This window comes from Xenorhabdus sp. SGI 60, from assembly GCF_056632175.1.
Window position 1 is genome coordinate 3,952,172 of record NZ_CP196860.1, and the last position, 16,618, is coordinate 3,968,789.

Genomic DNA, 16,618 nt, shown 5'->3' on the forward strand with positions numbered 1-16,618 from the left:
TGTGAGTATTTTTATACAGATTTCAATCTGAAATTATATCAGTGCTATCAAAGAAGCCAAATCAGAAATCTCAATATGTGGAACCAAACGTCCTTCAGGCTCCTGCGTCAAATTTTTATTTTCGATGTTAATCCAACAAGCTTGCATACCACTGCAAAGTGCTCCTTCTACATCTGTATTCAGATTATCCCCCACATGCAGGATCTGATTTATAGGCAGATTGAGCCTCTCTGCCGCGAGCTGGTACATATCCGGGTAAGGTTTGGAGCGCCCATCTATGCCCGCTTTCAATACAAATTCAAAATAACGGGCAAGCCCACATGCAGCGGGTTCAGCGTTCCCATTGGTAATTGCCACTAACGGCATTTTTTCCGCCAGTACGAACAACGTCTTATGAGTCGATTCAGAAACAGTAATTTGGTTACGCCAGTACTTAAAGCAGGACATAATTTCATTCGTACCGCGTACCGCTTCTTCATGATTGAAGCCATGGTGAGTAAACATGAGTTCTACGGATTGTCGTCGCCATGAAGTCACATCATGATAAATCTCCGGCTCCCGTTCAAGAACCGTCTGACGATATAAATGCAGATCTTCATACCCAAAGTGACCGAATTTGGCATCGTACTTCCTGATAAAACACAATACTTCTTTTTCGGTTTTATCGATGACAGGATGATTATTGTAAAGCGTATCATCCAGATCGAATGTCATCGCCGCAAACGGCGCGATAGGCCGATAAAAACGCATTATGATTTTCCTCGTTTGGCTCTGGGGTGAGCCACATCATAGACTTTGGTCAGGTGCTGAAAATCCAAATGGGTATAGATCTGGGTGGTCGACAGATTCGCGTGACCCAGTAATTCCTGCACTGCCCGCAGATCACCGCTGGACTCCAGAATATGTGTGGCAAAAGAGTGACGCAATTTATGAGGGTTAACATGGCTGCTAACACCTTGTCGAATCCCCCGCTGTGCAAATCGTTTCTGTACGTTACGGGCAGAGATACGTTTCCCGCTCTTGGTGGAAATGAACAGCGCGTTATCTTCCGGCTCAAACAACTCTCGCATTTCCAACCAACGCCGGAGCCATTCCTGTGCCATACGGCCGAACGGTACTTTACGCTCTTTACTGCCCTTACCATGTACCCAGACTTCTCCACTCGCCAAATCCAAATGGCGACAATCCAGTCCCACCAGTTCAGACAAACGCAATCCCGCTCCGTACATCACTTCGAGCATGGTTCTGTCACGCACTGACAGCGGATCGTTCAGATTAATATTGAGCAGTTGGTTAACTTCATCCACATCCATATTTTTAGGTAAGTGACGTTTTTTACGCGGGGTACTGACTGTTTTAGCCGGATTAGCTGCCAGCTTATTTTGCATCACCATCCAGTCAAGAAAGCTGCGCAAAGAAGAGAAACGCAAGGCAAGACTGGCAGACTGCAATCCTGCCCGCCGACTGCGGGAGGCAAACATCCTGACCTTAACTGAATCTAATTCCTGCCATTCACGTATCCCCATCTCCCGTGACATTTCCGCCAAAACGGCCAAATGGCGCCGATAGTGAGTGATTGTGACGGGGCTTAAACGTCGCTCAACCCGCAAATAGTGTAAGAAGTCTTCCACGGGCGCTAACAGTAAATCAATCGGCTGAGTCATGTGCGTTCAATCCAACGGGACAACAAACCCGGCAACAGCTTCGCCAAATGGGCGAGAATGTCAGTTCCCATGCCTTCGTGATAGTGCTGTTTATTATGGCTATTGAAAATGACCATGCCCAACTCCCCTCGTGATCCCAAAAGGGAAATCGCCACTGAACCAACATGACGTGCCTGTGGCATCAACAATAAAATCTCTGGGCCATACAACCGGCCAAGATAATGATTTTTTTCACCAAATCGCTTAATGCGGACGGATTCAAAAGCCTGACGGGAAATCGCCAGCTCCGGTACATTCAGTGGTGCGCCAATATGCCATTGATCACTGAACAACCGAATATAACTGTTACTTAATCCCAATGTTTTTGACCATGAACTTAAGCAGGAAAGAAAGTCCTGTAAACTCTTGGCACCAGAGAGATCTGTCAGTAATTGCAATAGGCTACTGAACAGCACTTCATTCTGTTTCGCCTGCTCTATCAAATGGTTCAGATCGTCTTCCAAATAACAGATACGTTTCCTCTGGCGGTTCATATGCCATTCCATTAAAGAAACACATTCCCGCACTGGATGGGGAACTCTTATCTTATCGACCATATTGGCATTACGGATAAAAAAATCTGGATTATTCAATAAATAATCCACGACTGTCTGATCATCCAGCCTGTTTCCAATGTGCAATGGATCGTCTTTTTTACTCATTTTCCAATGCCCCATATTTCAAGAGAGACTCAGCGAATACAGAATCAATCACAAATGAATCGTACCATCATAGACATGGGTTGCAGGCCCCGTCATAAAAAGTGGTTTGCCCTGCCCATCCCAGCGAATTTGCAGTACCCCACCCGGAAGATCAACCCGAACCTGATTATCCAACAGATCCTGCAGGATACCGACAGCTACTGCGGCACATGCACCGCTGCCACATGCCCGTGTCTCACCAGCACCGCGCTCAAAGACACGCAACCGAATATGGCCCCGATTTATTATCTGCATGAAACCAATATTGGCTCGTTCAGGAAAACGTTCATGGCTTTCCAATACGGGTCCCAATATTTCCACTTCGGCAGTGTCGACATCCTCAACCTGTATGACACAATGAGGGTTTCCCATTGATACAACGCCACAAAGTATCGTACGTTCGTTAGTACGAATAATATAGGTTTTCTCAGCCTTATTGGCGCGAAAGGGAATACGCTGCGGCTCAAAATCCGGCTCTCCCATGTTGACACAGACCTGGTCATCATTTGTGATGCTCAATATCATTTGGCCCGCTCGCGTGCTGACTTTGATATCTCGTTTATTGGTCAACCCCTTGAGACGGACAAAACGGGCAAAACAACGTGCGCCATTACCACACTGGGAAACTTCACTGCCGTCAGCATTAAAAATGCGGTAGTGAAAGTCTAAGTCAGGATCATAGGGCGCTTCAACAATCAAAAGTTGATCAAAACCCACCCCAGTATTCCGGTTAGCCAGACGGCATATTAACTCTGGAGAAAAATAAATATTTTGCGTCACTGCATCAACGACCATAAAGTCATTACCAAGACCATGCATTTTGGAGAACTGCATATACGACTCCAAGAGAAATCACATCACCGAATCACTATCATTAAGCATTCATCAATATATTGTCTTTAAGTAAGCTGTTTTCTAACAACTTTTCTGGCTGCACCTTATCCATTTTGTGCATAGATACCTGTGTTGCAGATGTTTTTGCAGGAGGAAAATAGAGAGGCCCTTTCAAGCCACAACCAGCCAGAGAAAGTAATGTTATAATAGCCAGTGACCAACGGAGTTGTTTTTTCATCATATTAATGCCTGTGATTCATGCGCCAATACTCTCTATAATCGCAGCTAGGCCCTGAAAAGCAAATAGGAAATAAACATGAACGATAGCGAATTTCATCAATTGGCTGATCAATTGATGCTTCATATTGAAGAGCAACTGGATAATTACGAAGGTGATACGGATATCGACTATGAAATAAACGGCGGTGTGATGACGCTGAGTTTTGAAAACGGCAGCAAAATCATCATTAACCGCCAGGAGCCTTTCCATCAGATATGGCTGGCAACCAAAAATGGCGGTTACCATTTCGATTATCGGGATAGCCAGTGGATTTGTGACCGCAGTGGTAATGATTTTCTCTCCATGCTGGCACAAGCCATTACTGAACAAAGCGGTGAGCCATTCCAATTTTCGTGACTATATTTCATTAAAACCCAATTTCGTCAAAGCCAAATAAAAACAATTAGCCAACGAAAGATATCTAACAAAAGCGTCTGATAAAACAGGCGCTTAGGTAATTGATAATGTCAATAGTGATACAGAGAACGATAAGGATCGTGTGCATGTGCCCCACGAGTTTTATCAAGGTGCTCGTCAATATGAATCCTTGTATCATTCGCTTCTATATCATCCACTGGGTACACTCCCTCTATAAATGGAGTGACATGGGTACGCTCACCTTTCTTAACGATTTGATAGAACTGCGGCAAATTGAAATTGACAAAACTAGAGCCATAAGTGAAACGATCATGTGATGATGAATAAAATCGGCTGATATCTCGCACCAACTCTTCTTTACTGCCTTCACAATGGGAATAAATTTCCACCCGATTTGATTCATCAAGAATATAAATATTGAACCCTTGCTTGCTGTCAATATCTTCGAAAAAGAACTGGATAATTCCTTCACAGGCAAAACCGTCTATGACAGACGGTAAGTGTTTTTCTTTGGTATCAATTTTGACTGGCAGACCATGCAATTTGGTGTTGGAAATCGCACCATAGAATTCCACTGCATTTTCCAATTTTTGCACCGAAACGTTTAACCGTTCGAAGAATAATCCCCATGTTTGACCTGAAATGCGTAACGCCTTGAAACGGTTTGGATCTTGTCGGTTGCTGGACAGGCGTAACTCTATACACTCCGAAACTAATTGCTGGATACGGGTGCGGATCAACCCACGCAAATGTTTGCTATAACAGAATACTTCAACATCAGATGGCGGCGCTGCATCTTGATGCATTTTTCCCAATATGGTTTTTAATGCTTCCAATACCGATTGTTCACCACTGAAATGCAAGGTTCTCACTTCATTCCATGAATTGCGGTAAAGCAAATCAATACTACCTACCAGACATTGTTGCAACTCGCCAAAACTGAAAACATTCAGGTTCCTTAAGTCAAAACGAACGATTTGATCAGAAAATGCAGCTGTTGGATCTTGTTCTAAATTGACAATGATCGCCAAATGGCGGATTTCACAAGGACTATATAGTGCTTTTGGTGTGGGAGCAGGTAGACGGACTGGGAAATGAGCGGCAATGTCATCCACCAAATCACATAATTTCTGCCTGTCACACTGAGATTCCCCGTGATGAATATGGAGCCGAGTTTCTTTAGCCAGCAGGCCATTAAAATAGGTCCAGGAAACTAATTTATTCAGATAGCGATTGTATTCCAATGGTTGATAACCAATGATCGATTCAATCGTGGGGGCATGGTTGTAAAGATACCAACCACTGCGGTTTACTCGCCCCGGAGGGACATAAATGAAAGTCAAATCCTTTTCCGACAGATCCGGTGATATCTGAGGATTGACCAAAGTCACTTTACCGGGTAGTGCTTCAAAAGCCGCATACAATTTACGGGTCAATACGCCAATATCTTGCGGGCTGGCACTCACACTTAAATTATTACGGCGGGCAAAACGGATTAAGTTGCGATAACTCTGCATCATGGTATCAAGCAATTCATTATGAGCATCACGTACCTGCTCAATTTTCCATGCATTACGCTTATCCAGCATGGCCAGTTTATCGTCATCCCAACCCCATTCGCGCACTAACTGGGACATAACCTGACGACGCCATCCTGTACAGCCTTTATCATTCTGACCTGCCAATAGTTTCTCGCATACCTTCAGATAAAAACAACGACGCGCCAAATCAAGGCGCGCAAGGTCGTTCGTGGCAGTCAGATAGCGAGTTACACGCTCCAGCATCATGCTATAGGCATCGAGGCCAAACGAAACAATCGCACCATCATGAAAATATTGCTTCATTTCCATCGCCAGAAGTTTTCCATTGGGATACTCCCATGAATAAGCTTCCAACAGCAGGCTTTTCAATACAGCTTTATAAGGAGAGTCCACACTCTTGTAAAGCTGCCAGAGACTTGCCCCAAAATATTCCTCTGCGGATAATTCGCTCAAGCCACCCAGATCTAACCATTCATTTGGTGTCAGCACGCCTTGGGCATAGAGAGAAAGAACATATTCATCATAATGAGCCTCCTCTTCCACCGGAACCATTGCCCACAGCAAGCGTTTGCCAGCCATGCAGACCGCTGTACGATAAAACTCATCAAGCAGAAGGATGTGTTGGGTAGAACCACAATCTTCACCGTTCAAACTACCGCAGGCATTATGCCGAAAACGGTTTTCATCAATCAGAAAAAAAGTCACCTCTGTACCCAGTGAAGCCGCCCACTGTTCTATCAAGGTACATTTTTGTTCCAGTAAAGCTTTCTCGTCACTATCTAACCAAGATTGATGACAAACCCAAATATCCAAATCAGAAGAACAACTTTGCCCGATAGAAGAAGTACTGCCCATGGAATAAATTCCCGTAATCGGCAATTCACCATTAGACGTATGTGACAATACATCTGGCAGGGCACCAGTAAGCTGGCTATCCAGATCATTAATCCAAAACTGCTGCGCTTCATCAGGCATAAAAAAGCAAACGCCATGAGGAACGTCGCTTTTGATATAACCGGGCATCATTGGATGATGATAATGTAATAATACTGGAATTAAACTATAAACTTGCTTGAATGCGTCACTCATTAAGCTCGTAGCGCGCTCTAATCTAAGTTGGTTAATTGCATCCAGTCGCTGCTTTAGCGTTTCAATATAGAGATACAAGAGTTTCGCCTGATATCAGTTCCAGTGCCTAAAGTAGTCCCCTGTTTCCGATAACGCATGATATTACAAGATTATTTAAAATTATTTTTACAAACTTATTGTCGGAAACGTGATCAATTTAACACCTTGCAGTCAAAGCGTAAAGTATGCAATACCATCTTTTCTCTTCACCTGCAATAGCCGAAATACAATTAACTCATTGTAAAATATTAAGTTAATCACGAAATAGACACAATAATATGCTTTTTTGACATAACTATTATCATTGATTATTTTTCGTATCGCGGTTGTAAAGCATTGTAAATGCATCACTCTTCCATAAATATTTAACCGAATAATATTTTTCTTATTGTTAAATATTTTCACCGTTTTTTATCATCAAGCTCAGCACAAAATTCAATTTGCTTTTAAATCAATCTCTTTGTTTATTTTCTCCATTCAAATAAAATATTATTTTAATATTTAAAATTATTTTTATTTAATAATCTGTATATCTATATACTATTTTGATTTTTTTCTGGCTTTTTCGTCACTGGAAAAAAAATCATTGAGATGTTAAAACTGATACTATTTTCTTACTAATTGGTGACTAACTGGTGGCTAAAAACCATTATTTTCCATCAATTACCCAATATACTTACCTAATAGATTTATCCATGACAATGAAAACCATTCGCATCGCTACCCGCCAAAGCCCATTAGCTATGTGGCAAGCGCAATATGTTCAAAAGCAACTGAAACACTTTCATCCAGAACTGCAAGTAGAACTGGTTCCAATGGTGACACGCGGCGATATTATCCTTGATACACCATTGGCAAAGGTGGGCGGCAAGGGGCTGTTTGTGAAGGAACTGGAATTAGCTCTGCTCGAAAAGCGAGCTGATATTGCCGTCCACTCCATGAAAGATGTCCCTGTCGAATTTCCTGATGGTTTGGGATTGGTCACAATCTGCGAACGGGATGATCCACGGGATGCTTTTGTTTCAGTAAAATACGCCTCGCTCAATGACCTACCGACTGGCAGTGTTGTGGGTACGTCCAGTTTACGCCGCCAGTGCCAAATCCGTCAGCTACGTCCTGATCTTGTCGTTCGTGACTTACGCGGTAATGTCGGGACCCGTCTGAACAAACTCAATAACGGCGATTATGATGCCATTATTCTTGCAACAGCGGGCCTGAAACGGCTGGGGCTGGAAGAATGCATTCGTATGCCATTAGAGCCTGAATTATTGCTGCCAGCCGTCGGTCAAGGGGCGGTAGGTATTGAGTGTCGGCTCGATGATCATCAAACCCGTGAACTGCTGTTGCCCTTGAACCACGCAAGAACAGAAGCTTGCGTTCTCGCTGAAAGAGCGATGAATACCCGCCTTGAAGGGGGCTGTCAGGTACCGATTGGCAGTTATGCCATCTGGCAGGGAGAGAGCATTTGGTTACGCGCGCTAGTGGGTTCCCCTGATGGCACAGTGATCGTGCGCGGTGAAAGAGTGGTCTCCCCCAAAGAGGCTCGTCAAGCGGGTATCGCATTGGCGGAAGAGTTATTGGAAAAGGGCGCACGCCAGATTCTGGCTCGCGTATACCAGAGGAACCTACCAAAATGAGCATTTTGATCACCCGCCCTGTCCCCGCAGGAGAGGAATTGGTCAAGCGACTGCGGTCTATTGGAAAATCAGCCTTCAGCGCCCCCCTCATTGAAATTCATCCGGGGGCAGATTTGCCATTACTGCCACAAAAACTGCAATGGCTCTCTGCGGGAGATCTGGTTTTTCTATTATCAAAAAATGCTGTTCATTATGCCAATGAACGGCTTATTCAAGAAGGCCAGTCATGGCCTGAACAGTTATCCTATTATGGGATCGGCAAATCAACTTCCCTGATGTTTCATCAATTAACTGAATTGGAAATCTTCTATTCTAAGCAGGGTGAAACCAGTGAAGATCTGCTGCAACTCCCAACTTTACAGTCAATGGACAATAAAAAGATTTTATTGCTCCGAGGCAATGGCGGCCGCGAAGTGATTGCCTCCACATTAAGGCTCCGTGGAAGTGCAGTAGATTACTGTGAATGTTATTCACGCCAGCCAGTTAAATACGATACAGCCGATTTCAGTCGTCACTGGCAGCAATGTGGTATAAAAACCATCGTTGTTACAAGTGGCGAAATGCTGCAACTGTTATATAACTTAGTAACTGATAGCGATGGAAAAGCATGGTTACTGAATTGCAAGCTGATTGTGGTCAGCAAACGTCTTGCTAATATCGCCCAGACTTTGGGCTGGCAAACAATACAAGTCGCCAAGAGTGCAGATAATGACGCCTTAATCCAGGCACTGGAATAAATTAATATGGGATGTCCATTATGACGGAACAAAAAAAGACGGAACAAAAACAATCTACCGATACGGTTAAGAGTTATGGATGGTTAGGTAATACGCTCTCAATAGCCATTTCTTTGGCGATAGGTGTTGGTGGTTTCTATATTTATTATCATGGTCAACAGCAGAATGCAGCATTAAAAGCCGAAAATCTCGCTCTTCAACAAGAGACGGCTTCTCTGACACAACAGCAGTCTGCCGATAAGCAAAACTTTAGCGCCAAACTCCAAGAGTTGGAGGATTCCTTACAACAAGCCAACTCACAAAGTCAGCAACTGGCGGGGCGCATTACAGAGCTTCAAAACCGTGTTTCGGCATTTGCAAATACAGATATTGAAAACTGGCGACTGGCGCAGGCAAGCTCCCTCGTTAAGATGGCTGGCCGAAAAGTCTGGAGCGAACAGGATATGACTACTGCCATCGCCTTGCTGAAAGATGCCGACCAGAACCTGGCTGAAATGGATGATCCCAGCCTGCTCTATGCCCGTAAAGCTATCATGGCAGATATCGATTCCCTGACCAAAATCAAACAGATTGATTTAGACGGTATTATCCTGATATTGAATCAGCTATCAAACCAAGTCGATAACTTACACCTTGCCAATAAAGTCGAACGAGCCACATCGGAGAAGGCAAATGACCATGGGATCACGGCTTCCCTCGCGGATTGGCGCCAGAACCTGAGCAATAGCTGGCACAGCTTTATGGATAACTTCGTTACCATTACTCCACGTGATAACAGCAAAGAGCCGCTGCTGGCACCTAACCAAGGCGTTTACCTGCGTGAGAATATTCGTTCCAAGCTGCTGATTGCTGCGCAGGCGGTTCCTCGCCATCAAGTTAAAATTTATCAGGACGCATTGAAAGATGTTCAAGCTTGGGTGAATGCCTATTTTGATACCTCTTACCCGGAGGCTGAACGCTTTTTAACAAACGTTGCTTCACTGCAAAAGAAACCATTATCCATCAATATTCCTGAGCAACTGAACAGCCAACCAATATTGGCAGAGCTGGTTCGTAAGCGTATCTATAACTTACCGCATTCTCATCAATCCCAACCTGAAATTCAGCCTGAGTCACAATCACGGTCGACAACAACAGCAACCACCGATCAGGCAAAAACATCCGTTGAGGGGAACTGAACATGCTGAAGATATTCTTGCTGTTCGTGATCCTTATTATCGGGATCGTCGTTGGCCCTTTGATGTCTGGCCATCAAGGATATGTTTTGATCCAGACGGACAAACTCAACATTACCACCAGTATCACTGGGCTAGTGATCATCTTCCTTCTGCTGCAATTCCTGCTGATTCTGATCAGCTGGTGTTATCGTCGCTTAAAACGTACCAGCACGTCCACTCATAGCTGGATCTTTGGTGGATATAAACGTCATCGTGCTCGCTCACAAACCAAACAGGCACTGCTGAAATTCGCCGAAGGGGATTTCAAGCAAGTTGAACGCCTGATGGCCCGCAACGCTGACCATGCAGAACTTCCTGTCGTGAATTATCTGCTGGCGGCAGAGGCAGCCCAACGACGCGGTGATTATTTCCGAACCAACCAATATATTCAACAAGCGGCAGATGTTGCCGATAAAAACCAACTTCCCGTTGATATTACCCGTATCCGGGTCCAATTAGCACAAGGTGAAATTCATGCCGCGCACGTTGGTGTGGACAAGCTGTTGGATCATGCCCCTCGTCACCCTGAAGTATTGCGATTGGCGGAACAGGCTTACTCTCTTTCAGGTGCTTATCAATCCCTGATTGATATCTTGCCTTCCATGCTGAAAGCTAATCTGCACAGTGAAGAAGAAATCCTTAAATTGCGTCAGCAAGCCTATATCGGATTAATGAATCAGGTTATGGCAGAGAAAGGCAGTACGGGGCTGAAAATATGGTGGAAAGATCAAAGCCGCAAAATTCGCAATGACATTGTACTGCAAGTTGCCGTGGCCGAGCATTTGATTGAATGCAATGATCACGAGACCGCCCAACAAATCATTTTGGACGGATTAAAACAGCAGTACGACGAACGTTTGCTACTATTAATTCCCCATCTTAAGGCAAGTGATTCTGACGCCATACAAAAGACCCTTTCTCACCTGTTAAAGCAACATGGTGCAACCCCGTTGCTCAATAGTACACTGGGACAAGTTGCCCTGCGCCATGGTGAATGGGCCAATGCTGAATCGGCATTTAAAGCAGCTCTTGCTCAACGACCAGATGCTCATGATTACGCATGGCTTGCCGATGCACTGGACAGATTGCAAAAGCGTGAAGAAGCTACCCAAACCCGCAATAAAGGCTTTATGCTGACCTTGAAGCGTGATAGCGACGTCGACGTATAAAATCGCGGGGGTACACCTCAGTTAACGATGAAATATATGGGATGCAATTGAGTCGTTAACCGAGGTGCATTCACCATTAAAGCTCATGGTAAACTGCCTGAAGCCTGTCCTCACTGTTCTACAGACAAAAAAAAACACCTATCAAAGAAGACAGGTGTATAAATACAATCAGGTCTACAGACGGATAGTGCCTCACTCAACGTTGTGTCCGGTTTGCGATGAAAAGACAGAATACTTACTCATCTATAACGTGGACCATAGGCACTGACAATCAGCTCTACATCATCCCGAGGTTTATGAAGTCATTTGCTGTCATAAGGAGTGGAATGAGTATCTACGATTTTAAATATTGCATTTTATGTGCCAACTTTTTCAATCAGGATAAACTTTCTTTACCCAAGGTTTGGCTGGCTTTCCATAATAGATAACCTGACTTTCACCAAATATCATTAAAAATACCGTCTCTCATTTGAGACGCCCTTTGAGCCGTTTAAATATAGACACGATAAATCATATAGTTGAACGTCTCCTATTTGAGACATTAAGTGGTGCGGTTTGTCGTTGAAATACAACATCAATAAAAAATATCTTTTAAAACATAATATTAATTCATTAACAAAAACAATAACACTCAATTTATCGATTAAAAATCGAACAGAAATTAAGAAGAAATAAAAAGGGAAAAATTTTTTATCAGCAGGAAAAACAGGGAGAATAGGGAGAAAAAGAAAAAAACCTGGAAGTAGACAGAAAGAAAAAACCCCGCAAAGCGGGGGTTTTTCAGAATTTGGTCGGCGAGAGAGGATTCGAACCTCCGACCCACTGGTCCCAAACCAGTTGCGCTACCAAGCTGCGCTACTCGCCGAAATATATTTTTTTATCTTTCTTATGGTGCGAAGGGGGGGACTTGAACCCCCACGTCCGTAAGGACACTAACACCTGAAGCTAGCGCGTCTACCAATTCCGCCACCCTCGCGTTTCATAAAAAAGATGGGGTGGCTAACGAGACTCGAACTCGCGACAACTGGAATCACAATCCAGGGCTCTACCAACTGAGCTATAGCCACCATAACAGCTATCTTTTTACATACAACAATGCCCGACCACGATAACTCATTACCACTGCTCTTGCACGCTTAAAATGGCGCGCCCGACAGGATTCGAACCTGAGACCTCTGCCTCCGGAGGGCAGCGCTCTATCCAGCTGAGCTACGGGCGCTTAACGCCGTTGCGGTGGAGGATAGTACGGATTTAATGTCGTACTGTCCAGTGCTTTTTTAAAAGAAATGATGCGTTTGATTATGCTTTGCTCATTTAGCTGATAAAGACAGCACTTTCCCACCGCAGTATTAGCAAAAACAGTTGCCGATCAAAAACCAACCCATAAAACTATATCGATTTTTTAGGCAAATACCATTTCATCAACCAATAAATTAATGACACGATCAGCAAAAATACGCCCCCGACTATCAGGGAAAAACGTGTATCCGTGTTAATTGCCATCCCAACCAATACGCAGCACAGGAAAATCAGTGTTAGGTAATTGACATAAGGGAACAGAATTGATTTAAACCGATGCTGTTTTATGGCTTCCTCATGATGCTGACGGAAACGCAATTGACTGACCAGAATCACAAACCATGGCACCATGCCAGGCAATACGCTGGCGCTATAAACGTAAACAAATACTGACTGCGGATTTGGTATCAGATAATTCAGGCTGGAACCTGCAATCAAGCAACCAATGGTAATTGCAATACATCTTACCGGCACACCATTTTTCGACAATTTCAGCAATGAAGCAGGCAATTGACGGTTCTGCGCCAAGGCATACAGCATTCTGCCACCGCTGTACATTCCGCTGTTACACCCTGACAGCGCAGCTGTCAGCACGACAAAGTTAATCACTGCGGCCGCAGAAGCGATACCAACTTTAGAAAAAGTCATCACAAACGGGCTGCCATGCGCGCCTACTGCTGTCCACGGGAACAAGGTTACAACGATAAAAATAGCACCAACATAAAAAATCAGGATACGCCACAAAATATTGTTGATCGCTTTTTTAAGGGTAACTTGTGGGTTTTTCGCTTCACCAGCAGTAATGCCAACCAGCTCTACCCCCTGATAGGAAGCGACCACAATACAAAGGGCAAATAAAAAGCCTTTCCATCCACCGGAGAAGAAACCACCATGTGCGGTCAGGTTATCCAAACCAATGGGTTGCCAGTCATTGCCCAAACCGAAGAAAATCAAACCAATGCCAATCAGGATCATCACAATAATCGTTGTGACTTTGATCATGGCAAACCAAAACTCCAGCTCACCATATAGCCTTACTGCCGCCAGGTTAGCTAAGGCAACCAATCCAACTGCTCCCAGTGCTGAAACCCATTGCGGCAACTCTGGAAACCAGAATTCAGCATAGACGCCAACAGCAGTAATCTCTGAGATCCCGACAGAAACCCACATGAACCAATAACCCCATGCGGTCAGGCATCCCCAATAAGGGCTTAGGTACTTATGCCCAAAGGCAGCAAATGAACCCGTTACAGGTTCAAGGAACAACATTTCTCCCATGGAACGCATAATGAAAAAGACAAAAAAACCAGCAATAATGTAAGCCAGCAAAACAGAAGGGCCGGCCCATTTCAAGGTACTGGCTGACCCCATGAACAGCCCTACGCCGATTGTGCCACCTAGCGCAATCAGCTCAATATGACGTGCCTCAAGTCCCCTTTGCAGGCTCTGTTTTGAATCACTCATAAAACTCCCTATCCACTTTTATGATGTCTATACTTGCAAACAGAAAAATACAGGAATTGATAATCAATCGTTGTAAAAAAGGCTGGGATCAAAACACGTTTTGCCAATCAGTGAAATAAAAAATTATAAAATTGGGTCGATATCTGTTTTATTTGACATCGTAGTGGAAGAGAACGACTTCCAGAATGATTGCTTTTCCTCATATAACAAGGCGATTATTTGAGGTTTTGCCAAGAAGCTTAAAAACACGGGTTTTAAAACATGGAATGTGAACACAAACGATTAAACAACAAGCTATTAGCAAATCCAAAAAACAAAAAACCTGCTGCAATCGCATATGCCCGACGCAACAGGTAGAAAAGAGAAATGATCGGGACTAAAGCTTACCACCATAATAATAGCCAAGGAATCTCAATAGCTTTAGCTGCCTACGGATACGGCTTGGCTGAGAAAGTAAGCGATACAACCACTCCAAACCCAGATTCTGCCAGACTTTTGGTGCACGTTTAACGTGACCAGTAAAGGCATCATAGGTTCCTCCAATCCCCATATACAGGGCATCTGGATATACTTTGCGGCAGTCACGCATAAAGATTTCCTGTTTGGGTGATCCCATTGATACGGTAATAATCGCAGCACCACTGGCATGAATCCGCTCAAATACCTCATCACGCATTTCGGCCGTAAAATACCCATCTTGGCTACCCACGATATTGACATTCCACTGAGTACGCAGTTTGTTCTCAGTCTGTGCCAGGATATCGGGTTTTCCACCAACCAGAAAGACGGGAGTACCTTTGCGCCCAGCCCGTTCCATCAAGGCTTCCCATAAATCAGCGCCCGCAATACGCGATACATCCGCATCAGGGTATTTACGGCGAATGGCACGTACGATGCTAATGCCATCTGCGTATAAATATTCGGCCTCATCCAACAATATCTTCAGCGCATTGTCTTTCTCGGCCGTGAGTACTTTTTCTGCGTTAATCGCAACCAATGTACCTGTTTTTACCTGTCCATCCAGGAAAAGATGATCGAGGAAATGCGACATGCCACGAAAGCCCCAAATATTGAGGCCGCGAATGCGGTATTTGGGAGTGTTATTCAACGCCATTTTTTTTTCCTTACACCCAAAATAACAGATGTTTTTCGCGTAGTAGCCAGATTACTGACCACAAATTTTCGAATCAGCCCGGCACTTTCAAACAGCCAATACAGCAATTTCGCCGCAACCAGACATAGGCCAAAGACAATACAAAAGAACACCACCCGAGAAACAAAAGAATCTACTCCTTCACGGGCAAGCACAATCATGTTAAAGATGGCGCCAAAGCAGAAGGCTTGCAAAATGGCTGCCTTATAGCGATTGCTTTCCTGTTTTCCTGCTTCATAAATCCAGTCAAACCATTTAATAATAAAACCGACTGCTATCGCCCCCAGAGGGATAAAGAATACGCCCCCCATAACCACAAGAGAGCCAATCAATGTGGGGGAAATCGCAAGACCAGAGTGGTTATTCAATACATCCCATGTGAAATAGTTAGCTGTGTTCCAGACCAGATTAGGCCTGTCCGGCCATACCCAACCAGGAATAAAAACATAAAAATCACGGATAATCGGTGCCAGCCCTTGAAACTCAATTTTACTGTAATTATTCAGCAGCAGGGCCAAATTTTCCCATGGCGAGAAAGTATCTCGCGTGAGATACAGAAAAGTATAAAATGCCTCTGCCCCGCTTACATCCAGGCTATAGCGTTTCAACGCCAGCCAGAACATGCCGACAATTCCCATTGCGCCCGCAGTAAACAGCATCCATAGCGTGATCCAGCCGCGGACAATCCCGATAAACAGGAACAATGCAAACGCGATAATGATGTTAGCCCGCGTTCCGCCAACGATCACATATGTCAGGATGCCAAATCCCACCGTTCCGACCAAAAAGCATAACCATCGTCCTTTGGTCGGTTTCAGAAAAAAGACCACCAGCATGGCAGGAATAAAGAAATAAAAGAATCGCTTGAGCGCCACGCCGGAAACCTGGCTGGAAAAGATCTGGCTATAGGACTGTAACTTAAACAGCAAAAAGCCGTTTTGCATAAAGAATGAACCTACCGTAACGATAGCAATACCGGCAAGCAGTAACCACGTCAGATTCGTTTCCACCCGATTCATCGTAAACAGGGGCTTACGCGGCACAGTCACCGTTAAGTTTTCAGGTCTGATATTATCGTTGGGCCGTATTTTATAAGTGAGGCGTGTTTTATAAGCCACATAGTAAATGGCATAAAAACAGCCAGACGCTAACATCGCATGTAACAATGAGTCTACCGGTACTACTGCCACATCAAACTGAAATACCAACAGACTGGTCAATGGAAAGCCAAAATAGAATGTCAGCAGATACAACAATGAGAAAAAGACATTAAAGTTAAAACGGATACGCCGAAACTCCTGATACGTTAAAGTCAGGATAAAGGCCACCGAAATCACGTAAACAACAAAAAGCCCGCCGAATTGTGTCAAGGTCATT

At 44.2% G+C, this 16,618-nt stretch carries 14 protein-coding genes and 4 tRNA genes; 5 read left to right on the plus strand and 13 right to left on the minus strand.

Features of this window, described 5'->3' with window-relative positions; translation table 11 throughout:
* Positions 1-33: 33 nt before the first annotated feature.
* From yigB to lptM, 5 genes are read right to left on the minus strand one after another with little or no spacing between them, the layout of a single operon-like run.
* Positions 34-750, minus strand: a complete 717-nt coding sequence (gene yigB / locus ACSJJG_RS18650) for a 5-amino-6-(5-phospho-D-ribitylamino)uracil phosphatase YigB (protein ID WP_481090183.1) — start codon at positions 748-750, stop codon at positions 34-36.
* A complete protein-coding gene (gene xerC / locus ACSJJG_RS18655) occupies positions 750-1,664 on the minus strand; it encodes a tyrosine recombinase XerC (protein WP_481090184.1) in 915 nt (304 codons plus the stop codon). The genes yigB and xerC overlap by 1 nt, the downstream gene beginning before the upstream one ends.
* Positions 1,661-2,365 (minus strand): DUF484 domain-containing protein, encoded by a 705-nt coding sequence (locus tag ACSJJG_RS18660; RefSeq protein WP_481090185.1) that lies wholly within the window; start codon positions 2,363-2,365, stop codon positions 1,661-1,663. The genes xerC and ACSJJG_RS18660 overlap by 4 nt, the downstream gene beginning before the upstream one ends.
* 48 nt (positions 2,366-2,413) lie before the next feature.
* Positions 2,414-3,238 carry a diaminopimelate epimerase gene (gene dapF, locus ACSJJG_RS18665; RefSeq protein WP_481090186.1) on the minus strand — a complete coding sequence of 275 codons (825 nt, stop codon included), beginning with the start codon at positions 3,236-3,238 and terminating at the stop codon, positions 2,414-2,416.
* A 40-nt stretch (positions 3,239-3,278) separates the two neighbouring features.
* Entirely contained in the window at positions 3,279-3,476 is a 198-nt protein-coding gene (gene lptM, locus ACSJJG_RS18670) for an LPS translocon maturation chaperone LptM (RefSeq protein WP_481090481.1), read from the minus strand.
* A gap of 78 nt (positions 3,477-3,554) precedes the next feature.
* On the opposite strand from lptM, the gene cyaY reads away from it, so the two are divergent.
* Complete coding sequence (cyaY, locus tag ACSJJG_RS18675) at positions 3,555-3,875, plus strand: iron donor protein CyaY (protein ID WP_481090187.1); 321 nt, start codon at positions 3,555-3,557, stop codon at positions 3,873-3,875.
* Positions 3,876-3,985: 110 nt separating this feature from the next.
* Here cyaY and ACSJJG_RS18680 read toward each other — a convergent pair whose 3' ends face one another.
* Positions 3,986-6,604 carry a class I adenylate cyclase gene (locus ACSJJG_RS18680; protein WP_481090188.1) on the minus strand — a complete coding sequence of 873 codons (2,619 nt, stop codon included), beginning with the start codon at positions 6,602-6,604 and terminating at the stop codon, positions 3,986-3,988.
* A 656-nt stretch (positions 6,605-7,260) separates the two neighbouring features.
* Here ACSJJG_RS18680 and hemC point away from each other — a divergent pair.
* The 4 genes from hemC to hemY are packed head-to-tail and all read left to right on the plus strand — an operon-like array spanning position 7,261 to position 11,325.
* The gene (gene hemC, locus ACSJJG_RS18685) at positions 7,261-8,202 is read left to right on the plus strand and encodes a hydroxymethylbilane synthase (RefSeq protein ID WP_481090482.1); all 942 of its coding nucleotides are present in this window, start codon (positions 7,261-7,263) and stop codon (positions 8,200-8,202) included.
* Positions 8,199-8,939, plus strand: coding sequence for a uroporphyrinogen-III synthase (gene hemD, locus ACSJJG_RS18690; RefSeq protein WP_481090189.1), 741 nt, complete (start codon positions 8,199-8,201; stop codon positions 8,937-8,939). Before hemC ends, hemD begins: the two co-directional genes overlap by 4 nt.
* Before the next feature lie 20 nt (positions 8,940-8,959).
* A complete protein-coding gene (hemX, locus tag ACSJJG_RS18695) occupies positions 8,960-10,117 on the plus strand; it encodes a uroporphyrinogen-III C-methyltransferase (RefSeq protein ID WP_481090190.1) in 1,158 nt (385 codons plus the stop codon).
* A 2-nt stretch (positions 10,118-10,119) separates the two neighbouring features.
* Complete coding sequence (gene hemY, locus ACSJJG_RS18700) at positions 10,120-11,325, plus strand: protoheme IX biogenesis protein HemY (protein WP_481090191.1); 1,206 nt, start codon at positions 10,120-10,122, stop codon at positions 11,323-11,325.
* 788 nt (positions 11,326-12,113) lie between these two features.
* Here hemY and ACSJJG_RS18705 read toward each other — a convergent pair.
* The 7 genes from ACSJJG_RS18705 to wzyE form a co-directional block, all read right to left on the minus strand.
* Positions 12,114-12,190 (minus strand) — tRNA-Pro (locus tag ACSJJG_RS18705).
* 24 nt (positions 12,191-12,214) lie between these two features.
* Positions 12,215-12,301 (minus strand) — tRNA-Leu (locus ACSJJG_RS18710).
* Positions 12,302-12,316: 15 nt separating this feature from the next.
* Positions 12,317-12,392, minus strand: a tRNA-His gene (locus ACSJJG_RS18715).
* A gap of 75 nt (positions 12,393-12,467) precedes the next feature.
* A tRNA-Arg gene (locus ACSJJG_RS18720) sits at positions 12,468-12,544 on the minus strand.
* 170 nt (positions 12,545-12,714) lie between these two features.
* Positions 12,715-14,088, minus strand: a complete 1,374-nt coding sequence (gene thrP / locus ACSJJG_RS18725) for a bifunctional threonine/serine APC transporter ThrP (RefSeq protein WP_481090192.1) — start codon at positions 14,086-14,088, stop codon at positions 12,715-12,717.
* A gap of 376 nt (positions 14,089-14,464) precedes the next feature.
* The gene (wecG, locus tag ACSJJG_RS18730) at positions 14,465-15,202 is read right to left on the minus strand and encodes a lipopolysaccharide N-acetylmannosaminouronosyltransferase (protein ID WP_481090193.1); all 738 of its coding nucleotides are present in this window, start codon (positions 15,200-15,202) and stop codon (positions 14,465-14,467) included.
* Positions 15,193-16,617 carry an ECA oligosaccharide polymerase gene (gene wzyE / locus ACSJJG_RS18735; RefSeq protein ID WP_481090194.1) on the minus strand — a complete coding sequence of 475 codons (1,425 nt, stop codon included), beginning with the start codon at positions 16,615-16,617 and terminating at the stop codon, positions 15,193-15,195. The genes wecG and wzyE overlap by 10 nt, the downstream gene beginning before the upstream one ends.
* Between the last annotated feature and the right edge of the window lies 1 nt (position 16,618).

What these genes read in the sequence shown, in the direction of transcription:
- yigB (WP_481090183.1), bottom strand. Translation starts at nt 750, where the DNA reads ATGCGTTTTTATCGGCCTATCGCGCCGTTTGCGGCGATGACATTCGAT.
- xerC (WP_481090184.1), bottom strand. Translation starts at nt 1,664, where the DNA reads ATGACTCAGCCGATTGATTTACTGTTAGCGCCCGTGGAAGACTTCTTA.
- ACSJJG_RS18660 (WP_481090185.1), bottom strand. Translation starts at nt 2,365, where the DNA reads ATGAGTAAAAAAGACGATCCATTGCACATTGGAAACAGGCTGGATGAT.
- dapF (WP_481090186.1), bottom strand. Translation starts at nt 3,238, where the DNA reads ATGCAGTTCTCCAAAATGCATGGTCTTGGTAATGACTTTATGGTCGTT.
- lptM (WP_481090481.1), bottom strand. Translation starts at nt 3,476, where the DNA reads ATGAAAAAACAACTCCGTTGGTCACTGGCTATTATAACATTACTTTCT.
- cyaY (WP_481090187.1), top strand. Translation starts at nt 3,555, where the DNA reads ATGAACGATAGCGAATTTCATCAATTGGCTGATCAATTGATGCTTCAT.
- hemC (WP_481090482.1), top strand. Translation starts at nt 7,261, where the DNA reads ATGACAATGAAAACCATTCGCATCGCTACCCGCCAAAGCCCATTAGCT.
- hemD (WP_481090189.1), top strand. Translation starts at nt 8,199, where the DNA reads ATGAGCATTTTGATCACCCGCCCTGTCCCCGCAGGAGAGGAATTGGTC.
- hemX (WP_481090190.1), top strand. Translation starts at nt 8,960, where the DNA reads ATGACGGAACAAAAAAAGACGGAACAAAAACAATCTACCGATACGGTT.
- hemY (WP_481090191.1), top strand. Translation starts at nt 10,120, where the DNA reads ATGCTGAAGATATTCTTGCTGTTCGTGATCCTTATTATCGGGATCGTC.
- thrP (WP_481090192.1), bottom strand. Translation starts at nt 14,088, where the DNA reads ATGAGTGATTCAAAACAGAGCCTGCAAAGGGGACTTGAGGCACGTCAT.
- wecG (WP_481090193.1), bottom strand. Translation starts at nt 15,202, where the DNA reads ATGGCGTTGAATAACACTCCCAAATACCGCATTCGCGGCCTCAATATT.
- wzyE (WP_481090194.1), bottom strand. Translation starts at nt 16,617, where the DNA reads ATGACCTTGACACAATTCGGCGGGCTTTTTGTTGTTTACGTGATTTCG.